This is a genomic window from Methanomethylovorans sp. PtaU1.Bin093 (genome assembly GCF_002067275.1).
In the GTDB taxonomy this organism is placed as follows: Archaea; Halobacteriota; Methanosarcinia; order Methanosarcinales; family Methanosarcinaceae; genus Methanomethylovorans.
Genome location: NZ_MVQX01000077.1, coordinates 1 through 9,618, shown reverse-complemented (window position 1 = coordinate 9,618; position 9,618 = coordinate 1). Strand labels below are relative to the sequence as shown.

The following is a 9,618-nucleotide window of genomic DNA, read 5'->3' as shown; positions in this document are numbered from 1 at the left end:
AAGGCACAGCTGAGCTCCAAGATCACCTCGCGTGAAGGGTATCTGAGCTATGCCAGGGTTATACTCGATGGCAGTATCGCTCATCCCCTGATGACCGCCGGTGCCGGTATCCTTAGTTCCATTGCCAGATCCCAGGGATTCGTAATCATACCGGAACATGTCGAAGGATATGAGAAAGCAAGCGAAGTCGATGTAGTGCTGATCGAGTAGTAAGAATGTCCAGAGACTGGGATGTAAAAGATCTCCTGGCAATAGGCTGCGGAGGATTTCTGGGTGCAGTGACCAGGTTCGCGTTCTGCGAGAGCCTGACATCTGTTCGGGGCACTCTGGCAGTCAATGTCCTGGGGAGCTTTTGTCTGGGCTTGCTCATGTATCACAGTGAGTTCCTGGGTTATGTCCCCACCCGTGTTCGCCTGTTCGCAGGTATAGGCTTTTTGGGCTCGTTCACGACCTTTTCAAGCTTTGCAGTATATGCCTTCCAGATGAGCTTTATAGCTTCTGTGATCTTCATCTGTGCCAATATACTGCCAGGGCTGTTTGGTGTTCTACTGGGGCGGGCCTGTATGATCTATCTGGGACGGAGGCGGTAGCACGCCATACTCAGCGGTATTGCTTGTGGGCATCGGAGGCACTATAGGTGCTATATTGCGCTACCTTGTAGCCGGAGCAGTGCCAAGATCATCTGTGATACCTACAGGCACCCTCACGGTGAACGTCATCGGAAGTTTCATCCTATCATATCTGACATTCTCAGGAGCTAACGGGAGCATCGTGCATTTTGTCAACATCGGTATTTTAGGATCATTCACTACTTTCTCTACTTTTTCCTACGAGAGTTTCCGCCTGCTGGAAGAGAATGAGCTAACTTATTTTGTCTTCAATATAGGGCTTAACCTTTTCATGTGCCTCGCATCGGTAAAGGCAGGCCAGTTGCTGGTAAACTTAATCTAATAAGCGTCAGATAATAAAATATAATGAAACATGTGATCCTTAGGATATACCTGAGCGAAAAGGATTCGTATCGTGGAAAGGCTGCATACCATGCTGTTATCGAGTTCTTTAAAAAGGCAGGCATTGCAGGAGCAACAGTGCATCACTGCATAGAAGGTTATGGTGTCGATCACGTGATCCATACGGCGAACGTGCTCAGACTTGGTGCAGACCTGCCCATAATAGTGCAGGCAGTAGACGCAGAGGATAAGATCCGGGCAATAATCCCGGAATTACGGCAGATGCTGCCTCGTGAACTCATGATCCTGCAGGAAGTGGAGGTAATACCTCCTTCAGAGATCAAATAATAGTCTTATTCACTTGTACAGCACCACGTTATTGCCTCTTATTTCTATTACCTCGGAGGCAGTGGCTTGTGACAGTTCTTCTGCTATAGCTATTGTATCTTTTTCTTCCCGGGAGCTTTTCAGCATTTTTATTTTTATCAGGTGATCGGCTTTAAGATGCTTTTTTATCTCTCCCACTACGGTTTCAGTGATCCCGTTCTTACCAATGTTCATTACTGGTTTCAATTGCGAAGCTTCTGCTTTTAGTTCGTGTAACCTATCTTTGTCCATAACTATTCCCAATTTATTTCATGTTCAAATACTCTGTGGCATAAAAGTTCAATAGCATTAAAGGGGCACATGAGCGAATATAGATTGGTTTTACGGGTAGCCTTTCCTTCACTTACATTCTTGAAGCTTCAGGTGGTTACCTTCGATCTCATACTCAAACCAAGGAGTTGGTTTTGGAGTTAATCCCACCACACGTACACAGTGGTGCTCACCGCTTGCGCGGATCTCGATCATTCCATCAAAAAGTTGCTGCAGAGTAGTTATAGTTTGCTGATCATGCATTCCATCCTCTACAACGTATATTCCTAATCCGTTTGCTGCTTTCACCCTTCCGGTGAATACATGAAGGAATTTGAACACTGTCTGCAGATTGGAATACATCAGGATCGTTGACAATGAGTTGATACAAAGCCGGTTCTGAGGTATCCTTCTCTTCATCACGAAGTCTTCAAAGAACTGGCTGATCTTAACTCCAATACCTGTCAGATCAACCGGGCTTGATGCACGTTTTATCCTTTCGGTCTCCGGAGCGCCCATTCCAAGGGTCTTTGTAACGCAATCAACTACACCTATGCTAGCATCAGATATGTTAATTCCATTGCGCTCAAACCATTCAAAGAACCTTTCTCCTGGCTCACGGGTGGATACAATTATAGATGAATTGCCATTAATAAAACCGTTGTATACTATCAGGTTAAGAAGTTCATCTTTAGAGCTCATAGGAGGACCTATCATCATGATATTCGTCCCCTCCCTGATATTACCAAGGATCTCATCCAGCTCTTTGATGCCTAATGAATATCCTGCCATGCACAACCTTCTGAGCGATTATATTTATCATTTGTCCTTATATCATCTATCTACTTGGTAAATTGTCGCGATGCATAATATCTTTACTAGTATATAACAGGTATTATAGGAAGTTTTTTATGCTACCTTTCCAAGATGTTTTAAAATATGACCTGCCTCAGGCAGGATCACTTCTGAAAAAGCAAGATCTACTGCGTTTGGTGAGCCCGGAATACAAAATATAACTTTATTGTCCGCTATACCGGCACATGCTCTTGTAAGGACCACAGAACTGCCTATCTGTCCGATACTAAGATACCTGAAGTATTCCCCAAAACCTTGTATCTCCTTATGGAACAGAGGAGATATGGCTTCTATGGTCACGTCGTCAGGGCTTAATCCGGTACCTCCGCTGGTTACTATCACATCCACATCTTCGTCTATCAGACGAGAGATCAGATCCCGGATGCAGGCAGGATCGTCGGGAACCAATGAATAGGATACGACCTCATGCCCATTCTCTTGAACCATATTATACATCCGATCCCCAGATAAGTCTTCAGACTCTTGTGGAGATATAGCGGAGCCGTATTTATTGAATCGTGATGTTGAAACTGTTATGAGTGCAAATCGTAGATTCCCTTTTATATGTTGTTTGTGGGACAGGGGAGTTGAGGATTGCATACACAGTACATATATAAGGATAACCTATATGAACCGCTCGATGCTCAGCAAGGCATATAGACACTGAGGAATAAGGCTTATAAACTCCAAGGTAGTAAAGGAAGAGCCTCTACTCTGAGTAATTTACCAGAGGACTCAACAGATTCAAATACCTACATTATCTATAAGGAGCCAGATTCTATTCTGAGGACTTATTCATAACTTAAAGGAGATTTTATTCATGGTAAGAAAGCCAGCAAGTATGTATAGGAACGTCAGACAACGTTCATTCACCCGCAGGAAATATATGGGTGGTGTTCCTGGAAGCCAGGTCATCCACTACGACATGGGTAGTAAAACTGAAGATTTCCCCGTAAAGCTCTCCCTTATTGTCAAAGAGAGATGCCAGATAAGGCACACTGCTCTTGAAGCTGCCCGTATCACTGCCAACAGGGCTATAATGAATGCAGCCGGACGTACAGGTTATCATTTGAAGCTCAGGGTATATCCCCACGAGGTTCTAAGAGAGAACAAGCAGGCAACGGGCGCAGGTGCAGACCGTGTATCAAGCGGTATGAGAGGTGCCTACGGAAAGAACGTAGGAACCGCTGCAAGAGTATCTGCCGGCCAGAAGGTCTTCACAGTATCCGTGAACAAAGAGAATTATATTGTCGCTAAGGATGCACTAAGGCGTGCAGGTCAGAAGCTTCCCACACCTGTGAGAATAGTAATAGACCAGGGACTGGAACTTGTACAGTAAGTCTTTATATCCGGCGTTCCTGAGGTATTAGACATGGATAGCTATGAGAAGTTGCTTGACCGCGCGTTGGCCGACCTGCCTGACATGGAAACCACTGGTGAACGTTTTGTGGTCCCCGAACCCAGGGTATTGGTTGAAGGAAAAACTACTATCCTTGACAATTTTGGCAACATAGCGGATGTATTTAACAGGGACCCGGACCACTTGATGAAGTACCTGACCCGGGAACTAGGTACTGCGGGTAAGATCGAAGGAAGCAGAGCGGTATTCCAGGGACGTTTCACTAAAGAGATGCTCAAATCCAACATCGACGCCTATGTTGAGGAGTATGTTATCTGTTCTGAATGTGGTCGTCCGGATACGCAGCTTGTCAAGGTCGACAGGGTGCTGATGCTCAGATGTTCGGCATGTGGTGGCCACAGACCGGTCAAAAAGAGACGTGCAGTAGCTCAGGCCCCAAAAGATGAGATCGAAGAAGGAAAGGAATATGAACTGATGATAGATTCCGTCGGTTCGAAAGGCGACGGGATAGCTAAGTTATCCAAATACACCATATTCGTTCCGAACACTTCCAAAGGACAAACTGTTAAAGCCAGGATCAAGAGGATCAGTGGAAATCTGGCTTTTGCAGAAAGGGTTTAAAGGGCATAGACAGGCATACGGGAATAGTAGATTATATAACATGAAATATAATTTACTATCCAACACTGCTTGAAGGTCCTTTTATGAGAGTGCCTACTGGAATACCTGGTTTTGATGAACTGATCGAAGGCGGCTTTATCGAAGATGATGTGATCCTGCTTACCGGGGGGCCGGGAGCAGGCAAGTCTACTTTTGGGATACAGTATCTTTATGAGGGTATCACCAAATACAATGAGACTGGTGTTTATGTCACTTTTGACGAATCCCCCGCCAGAATAATGCGCAATATGTGGCGTCATAATTGGGATCTTGAAAGGCTGGTAAAAGAGAACAAGCTCAGGATCGTCCGGACTGACCCACTTAAGTATAGCAGATACATAAAACGATCAATGACAGATGAAAAGGTAGATGCTGAAGAAATGACACTTGAAGGCGTCATTAATCAGATATATCAGAATGTACAGCAGATTGGTGCAAAGCGCCTGTTCATTGATTCCATCACAACACTGAAGATATCGCAGGATCCGGTCAACATCAGATTCATGTTGTTGGAATTTATAAAGAATATAGAGAACCTGTACTGCACAACCCTTATCTCAAGTGAAGATAAATATGGGCAAGATATTTTCAATGTGGAGGAGTATCTTGCAGAGGGTGTTATTTCCCTCAATATGTCAAGGATTGGAAATGAAAGGATACGCTTTATAGAGATCCTTAAGATGAGGGGCGTCAAACACGACGAATCCATTCACCAGTATAGGATCACCGATTCAGGGCTGGTTGTTGATCCCCATGGATCCCTCCTAAGTGAGAAAGCAGAAATTTTCTGCAGCATTCCCCAAAAAAAGGAGAATATCGATGAATTCCGCTGAACATCCTTCAGAAGGTCCTGAAGCTGACATCACTCTTGTATCTATTCCAGGGCTCACCATAAAATTACATAAGAATGGGGCTTTTGTCAAACTGGAGGCAAAAGGGGGGCTCAAAAGGCCATGCACCCCTTTTCTGGACAGGATCAACTCCCGTCTTAAGGAAGAAAAACCAGCTCTTGTAACGGAAGATCATATTGTTGCTTCCACATGGCTCCCACCTATCCCCAGCAAAGCTTTCAACAGACTGTTACTTGCCGAGATCCAGACAGCACTTGGCAGATATGTACCAGAGACCGTATCTTTTGAGATCACACGCAAATGTAAGTGCCAGTGTGCCCATTGTGTTATAAGTGGCGGGGAAGGCGAACTTGACATTTCCTCAGTGAAAAAAGTAATTGATGAAGCACTGGACATGGGGGCCTTCATAATCACTTTTACAGAAGGGGACCCTATGCTTAGGGAGGACATATTTGAGCTTATTGAATATGTTGATAAAGAGCGTGCCATTGTCAATATGTATACCCCGGGTACTGAAATGACCCCCGAGGCCGCAAGAAGACTCAAAGAAGCAGGCTTGTACAATCTGCTGGTGAGCATTTATTCCACTGAACCACAAAAACATGATGAAGTTCGCAGGCTTGAAGGTGCTTTTGAAAAGGCCACCTCTACTATGAAAATGGGACTTGAGGCCGGGCTGCTGGTCACAATGTGCACCCATGTATCTCCCCGGAACATAGAAGAACTGCCTGCAATGTATGAAATGGCAGCATCTCTGGGAGTGCATGAATTTTCCTTGTGGGAAAGTATCCCTAAGAAGCCAGACGACCCGATCCTTTCAGATCTGCAGCGTAAGGAGATCCTGGATATGTATCAGCGTATCAATTCCTCAAAAGATGGTCCGCGTATATTTGCAAATACTTATTTTGAAGGCCGTATGCTGGGATGCATGGCAGGCCAGCGCTGGCTACACCTATGTGTTGAAGGCTCTGTGAAACCATGTCCTTATATTCCGTTCAGCTATGGTAACGTCCGTGAAGAGTCACTGAAGACCATATGGAAAAGGATACGTAAAAGTTCACATTACAGGGGAGAGCGTTATACCTGCAAAATGCACGAACCTGCATTCCTTGGACTGGTGAGAAGCATACCTCAGGATGAGTCAGCACCATATGATTTCAGGTTGCTGGAAAAAGAACCCAGATGATCCCCATCCACAACAAGAACATTTACATATAACTACGTGTTTCTACTATTGCCAGGTAGCCAGGGGCATACATGATACATATCAATATAAACAGGACCTAGATCCCTCATGAATGTAAAAATCGATCCATGGAGTTCAACGAATATCGAAGATTATTCCAAATTATTTGAGGAATTTGGTATAATGCCGTTAGATGGCTTATATTCCCGCATAGAGGATCCTCACAGGTTAATGCGCAGAAAAGTGATCTTCGGCCATCGCAGTTATGAGCATGTGCTTGATGCAATCCAGAATAAGGAACCTTTTGCCGTGATGAGTGGATTCATGCCATCCGGCAGAATACATCTTGGACACAAGATGGTTATGGAAGAGATAATATGGCACCAGCAGAAAGGAGCCGATGCTTTTGTGGGAATAGCTGACCGCGAAGCACATTCCGTAAGAGGCATCTCGTGGGAGAAATGCAGGGATACGGGCATCAATGAGTATATATTGAGCCTCATAGCCCTTGGTTTTGAACCTCATGGACACATTTATTTCCAGTCCACTTCAGATAATGTAAAGGACCTTTCTTTTGAACTCGGCTCCAAGGTAAATTATTCAGAATTAAGTGCCATCTACGGATTCACCGGAGAAACAAGTGTTTCCCATATGGTAAGTGCAGTAACGCAGAGTGCTGATATCCTTCATCCTCAGCTTGAGGAGTACGGCGGACCAAAACCGACCGTTATACCTGTAGGTGCTGACCAGGATCCGCATATCCGTCTTACCCGCGGACTTGGCCATAAGATGAACATGTTCAAAATAGAAGGCAGAGAGAATAAAGACGGAAATCATTATTTTAGCATACGCAGTAAAGCAGCTCCTGAAGGAGCACTGGAAGAACTGCATGATACGATTCCCGGCAGTACAAAACTTTTTGAAGGCCATCTGGATGTTCTTGATGCCGACAACTTTGAAGAGTTGTTAAAGACGGTAAGGAACGTCGAGCTTCGTTATGGAGGTTATGCATTTGTCCCGCCTGCGGCCACTTATCATCGATTCATGTCCGGCCTTCAGGGTGGGAAGATGTCAAGTAGTATCCCTGAAAGCCATATAGCTCTTCTCGATGAACCAAAGGAAGGTGCAAAAAAGGTAAAACGTGCAAAGACCGGGGGCCGCATAAGCCTTGAGGAACAAAAGAAATTGGGCGGGGAGCCTGATAAATGCTCTGTCTACGAGCTTTTGCTTTTCCATCTCATGGAAGATGATCAGGAACTTTTGCAGATACGTGAGGAATGTGTCACAGGACAGAGAACCTGCGGCAGTTGTAAGAACTTGGCTGCTGAAAGAATGGAAAAGTTCCTGAAGGACCACCAGGAAAAAAGAGAGCTTGCCAGGGAAAGACTTGATGAATATTGCTTATGAATTCAATGATCGCTTAGACCAGGTGTGACAATGAACCACCAGTATAATCTTACCACTAACGAGAAAGTTGTTCTGATAGGTCTGGGGAAGCAAGGAAATTTGACCCCTGCAGAACTTGCGCAGATCACCGGACTGAAGGTCGAAACAGTTACCCAGTCTGCCTTTATGCTGCAGGAGAAAGGACTTGCTGATGTGTTGGAACAGGTTATAGAAACTTACAATCTTACCTCCGAAGGCGAAGAGTATGCAAGGTCCGGTCTTCCCGAGAGGCAAATGATCTTAGCCATGTCTGGCCCGACCTCTCTGGAAGAACTGAAGGAAAAAGTATCGCCTAAAATAGTGGGTATCGCTACAGGATGGCTTCGCCGCAAGGGATGGGCCAATATAGAGCAGGGCAATGTGATCCCTTCGGGTAAGGCAGATATCGGTGATGATGAAAAAGCCCTTACTAATTTGAGCAGTGGGGAGGTAACGCCTGAACAGCTTGGAGTTGACAACGCTATTACCCAGGAACTCATAAAACGCAAGCTTGTGAACAGGAACGAGAAAAAGCTGCGGACCTTCAGGATCACTGCCAGTGGTGAGGAACTTGTGCGGGAAGGTATCACTCTGGAAGAAGAGGTTGCTCAGCTTACTTCCGAGATGATCAAGAGTGGAGAATGGAAAGAGAAAAAGTTCAGACCTTATAATATTCATACACCGCCCCGTATTGTATATGGGGCTAAGGTGCATCCATATCAGCGCCTTATCGACCAGATGCGTCAGATCTTTCTGGAAATGGGTTTCACTGAAATAAAAGGAGATATCGTACAGAGCTCTTTTTGGAACTTCGATGCCCTGTTCCAGCCACAGGACCACCCCGCAAGGGAAATGCAGGATACTTTCCACCTTAAAGAAACATCGGAACTCCCTGAGGAGTATAAATACAAGGTATGTGCTATGCATGAGCACGGGGGAGACCTTGCATCAAAGGGATGGGGAGGCAGGTGGAGTGAGGATATCGCCTGCAAGAATGTCCTCAGAACACATACCACTGCTGTGACCATCAAATACCTTGCTGATCATCCGGAGCCTCCGATCAAGGCATTCTCCATTGACAGGGCATACCGCAGGGAAACTATCGATCCAACCCACACCCCGGAGTTCGAACAACTGGAAGGTGTGGTAATGGATAAGGATATGACCTTTGCCAATCTCCTGGGCTTGCTTTCTGAGTTCTATCACAGGATGGGGTTCAAGGACGTGCGCTTCAGGCCAGGCTACTTCCCTTATACTGAGCCCAGTGTGGAACCTGAAGTATACGTTGAAGGTCTGGGCTGGGTAGAGCTTGGGGGCGCAGGCGTGTTCAGAAAGGAAGTCACCCACCCCCTTGGTATCAAGTACCCTGTCCTTGCCTGGGGTTTGGGAGTAAGCCGTCTGGCAATGCTCAAACTGGACCTTAAGGACCTGCGCGAATTATACCAGTCGGATATCGACTGGCTGCGCAAGACCCCTTCTCCGAGGCTTTGAAAGCCTCTTTTTTATCCATTCTCAAAACTGGGCTTTTGAACTTTGCCTGGTGTGCACTATGCCCATGATATAAGCGGGGATGCATCCGATGGCTGTGCAGGTTTCCAGGGATATGCCGGCTGAGGTGATATCAAGGTGAAGGGGTGCCTGTTCGAACATCTCTTTAGGGAGGCCTTTCCTGCCAAGGCCGACAAGCAGCAGGTA

At 45.7% G+C, this 9,618-nt stretch carries 13 protein-coding genes and 1 pseudogene; 10 read left to right on the top strand and 4 right to left on the bottom strand.

Annotated features, from left to right (window positions below; translation table 11 throughout):
* The 4 genes and pseudogenes from A4E24_RS08715 to A4E24_RS08700 form a co-directional block, all read left to right on the top strand.
* A pseudogene (locus tag A4E24_RS08715) lies at positions 1-210 on the top strand (molybdopterin molybdenumtransferase MoeA); the annotation flags it as partial.
* A gap of 5 nt (positions 211-215) precedes the next feature.
* Positions 216-590 (top strand): fluoride efflux transporter CrcB, encoded by a 375-nt coding sequence (crcB, locus tag A4E24_RS08710; RefSeq protein WP_292352896.1) that lies wholly within the window; start codon positions 216-218, stop codon positions 588-590.
* The gene (locus A4E24_RS08705) at positions 571-951 is read left to right on the top strand and encodes a fluoride efflux transporter FluC (RefSeq protein ID WP_394334458.1); all 381 of its coding nucleotides are present in this window, start codon (positions 571-573) and stop codon (positions 949-951) included. Before crcB ends, A4E24_RS08705 begins: the two co-directional genes overlap by 20 nt.
* Positions 952-974: 23 nt before the next feature.
* Entirely contained in the window at positions 975-1,298 is a 324-nt protein-coding gene (locus tag A4E24_RS08700) for a DUF190 domain-containing protein (protein ID WP_292352894.1), read from the top strand.
* A 9-nt stretch (positions 1,299-1,307) separates the two neighbouring features.
* On the opposite strand, the gene A4E24_RS08695 is transcribed toward A4E24_RS08700, so the two are convergent.
* The 3 genes from A4E24_RS08695 to A4E24_RS08685 form a co-directional block, all read right to left on the bottom strand.
* Entirely contained in the window at positions 1,308-1,568 is a 261-nt protein-coding gene (locus A4E24_RS08695; RefSeq protein WP_292352893.1) for a YhbY family RNA-binding protein, read from the bottom strand.
* A 108-nt stretch (positions 1,569-1,676) separates the two neighbouring features.
* Positions 1,677-2,378, bottom strand: coding sequence for an ATPase domain-containing protein (locus A4E24_RS08690; protein ID WP_292352892.1), 702 nt, complete (start codon positions 2,376-2,378; stop codon positions 1,677-1,679).
* A gap of 117 nt (positions 2,379-2,495) precedes the next feature.
* Complete coding sequence (locus tag A4E24_RS08685) at positions 2,496-3,041, bottom strand: molybdenum cofactor biosynthesis protein B (RefSeq protein WP_292352891.1); 546 nt, start codon at positions 3,039-3,041, stop codon at positions 2,496-2,498.
* Between the two features lie 220 nt (positions 3,042-3,261).
* Between A4E24_RS08685 and A4E24_RS08680 the strand changes: the two genes are divergently transcribed.
* The 6 genes from A4E24_RS08680 (at position 3,262) to A4E24_RS08655 (ending at position 9,414) form a co-directional block, all read left to right on the top strand.
* A complete protein-coding gene (locus A4E24_RS08680; RefSeq protein WP_292352890.1) occupies positions 3,262-3,780 on the top strand; it encodes a 50S ribosomal protein L16 in 519 nt (172 codons plus the stop codon).
* Positions 3,781-3,813: 33 nt separating this feature from the next.
* Positions 3,814-4,422, top strand: coding sequence for a translation initiation factor IF-2 subunit beta (locus A4E24_RS08675; protein WP_292352889.1), 609 nt, complete (start codon positions 3,814-3,816; stop codon positions 4,420-4,422).
* A gap of 83 nt (positions 4,423-4,505) precedes the next feature.
* Positions 4,506-5,294 (top strand): ATPase domain-containing protein, encoded by a 789-nt coding sequence (locus tag A4E24_RS08670; protein WP_292352888.1) that lies wholly within the window; start codon positions 4,506-4,508, stop codon positions 5,292-5,294.
* Positions 5,281-6,498, top strand: a complete 1,218-nt coding sequence (locus tag A4E24_RS08665) for a radical SAM/SPASM domain-containing protein (protein WP_292352887.1) — start codon at positions 5,281-5,283, stop codon at positions 6,496-6,498. Before A4E24_RS08670 ends, A4E24_RS08665 begins: the two co-directional genes overlap by 14 nt.
* A gap of 108 nt (positions 6,499-6,606) precedes the next feature.
* Positions 6,607-7,905 carry a tryptophan--tRNA ligase gene (locus A4E24_RS08660; RefSeq protein WP_292352886.1) on the top strand — a complete coding sequence of 433 codons (1,299 nt, stop codon included), beginning with the start codon at positions 6,607-6,609 and terminating at the stop codon, positions 7,903-7,905.
* Between the two features lie 30 nt (positions 7,906-7,935).
* Positions 7,936-9,414 carry a phenylalanine--tRNA ligase subunit alpha gene (locus A4E24_RS08655; protein ID WP_292352885.1) on the top strand — a complete coding sequence of 493 codons (1,479 nt, stop codon included), beginning with the start codon at positions 7,936-7,938 and terminating at the stop codon, positions 9,412-9,414.
* Between the two features lie 21 nt (positions 9,415-9,435).
* Here A4E24_RS08655 and A4E24_RS08650 read toward each other — a convergent pair.
* The coding region (locus A4E24_RS08650) for a DUF531 family protein (protein ID WP_292352884.1) at positions 9,436-9,618 on the bottom strand (183 nt) is incomplete at its 5' end.